1 protein-coding gene is annotated in these 1,717 nt (G+C 71.5%); it reads left to right on the top strand.

Annotated elements, in window-relative coordinates:
- The first annotated feature begins 158 nt into the window (after window positions 1–158).
- Entirely contained in the window at window positions 159–1,691 is a 1,533-nt protein-coding gene (locus RUR_RS06665) for an IS4 family transposase (protein WP_283134027.1), read from the top strand.
- The last annotated feature ends 26 nt before the right edge of the window (window positions 1,692–1,717 follow it).

Here is a 1,717-nt window from a genome sequence, read left to right as displayed (position 1 = left end):
TAATGCCCTGAAATTTAGCAACTTTCGGGGCAACCTGTCCGGTTTCCTGCGTCCGGTCACAGATGGATCACCATCTGACGTAGACACCAAAAAAGCGAAGCCCCCAGGCGGATGGTTTCTTCACCACAAAGAGCCCATCCTCCGACCGGGAGCCCCGCTTGCCGACGCAGTTTGCCACGCCGCAGACCAGGCCGTCCATCACCGGATTCCCCGCCGCACCCCCCGGCCGGGCGGTGGCGGGCCACGACGAGCGGGAACGGATCCGCCAGGCGGTGGCGGCGGGCCCGGGACCGGCCACGGCACTCACCCGGACCGTGCGCGCGTCGATCCTGGAAACCCTGATCGGCGCCGGCACGGTACGGCAGGCACTGACACAGGCCGGGCACGCGGAGGTCCGCCGCCAGACACTGGTCGGCGAGGTGACCGCCCTGACGATCCTGGCACTGTGCCTGTACGGCGGAGAGGGATACGACTCGGTGCTCGCCCGGGTCGTCCCGGCGGTGGCGGCCCCGCGCCCGCCCGGCGCCAAAACCCCGACCGGGCCGGCGTTGTCCCAGGCCAGGGCCCGGCTCGGCGAGGAGCCGATGCGGGCGCTGTTCGAGATCACCGCCGCCGCCCCCGTTCCCGGCCCGGTGCCGGGAACGGCGGCGTTCGGCCTGGAGGTGACCGCGGTGGACGGCACCGTGTGGGACCTGGCCTCCACCCCGGCGATCCGGGCCGGGCACCCCGTCCCGCCGGGCGGCTCCCGCCCGCAGGCGCGGATGGTCGCCCTGGTCTCCTGCGGGACACGCCGCGTCCGTGCGGCCGCGGTCGGGTCGGCCGCGGTCGGCGAGCAGGCCCTGCTGGACGAGCTGGCGGGGGCGGCCGGGCCGGGCATGCTGCTTCTGGCCGACCGCGGGTTCTTCTCCATGGGCCGGTGGACGGCCTTCGGCGCCGCCGGCGCCGAGCTGCTGTGGCGGGTGAAGAACGGCGCCAGGTCCCTGCCGGTGAAGATCACACGGAGGCTGTCCGACGGGTCGTGCCTGGTTCGGCTGCGCGAGTCCCGCAGCATGCTGTGCCGGCGCAGGACTTTGGCCGGGGACCGGGATCTGCCGCCCCTGCCCCCGTCGATCGCGCGCCTGGTGGAGTTCGACCTGGCCGTCGCCGATGCCCTGGGGGTGCGGCGGACCAGCCGGGTACGGTTGCTCACCACGTTGCTGGACCCGGTGTCCCATCCGGCGGCCCGGCTCGCGCGGGTGTATGCCGAACGGTGGCAGATCGAGGTGGCCTACCTGCGGATCAAGGCGAGTCTGCGTGGGAGCGGGGTGGCGCTGCGCGGGCGCAGCCCGGCTCTGGCCCGCCAGGAGATCTGGGGTTTCCTGACCGTCTACAACGCGTTGTGTGATCTGGCGGTGCGGGCGGCGGCCCTGGACGGGGTCGATCCCGACGAGATCTGTTTCATCGCGGTGGTGAGGTCGGTCCGGACTTTGGTGGGCGGCGACGCCGGGTGCGGGCATTGCGGCCGGCGTCCCGGCGACGGTGGCCGGGACCCGGTGGCGGTTCTGATCGAGGACATCTCTGCTCGTCCCCGTAACCGGATCGGTCGTGGCCGAAGTAGTCCCCGCCGTATCGCGAAGCGGCGTTCGGAGCTTTCCGTGGTCGTGAGCTACAACATCGAGATCATCTCGTCAAATCTACCCAGCGAGGCATGAAGGTCCTAAATTTACGGGCATTCCTC

The organism is Rhizohabitans arisaemae, assembly GCF_025996515.1.
Taxonomy (GTDB): domain Bacteria; phylum Actinomycetota; class Actinomycetes; order Streptosporangiales; family Streptosporangiaceae; genus Rhizohabitans; species Rhizohabitans arisaemae.
The sequence above is the reverse complement of the archived record's forward strand: the minus strand, read 5'-3'. Positions and strand labels throughout refer to the sequence as shown.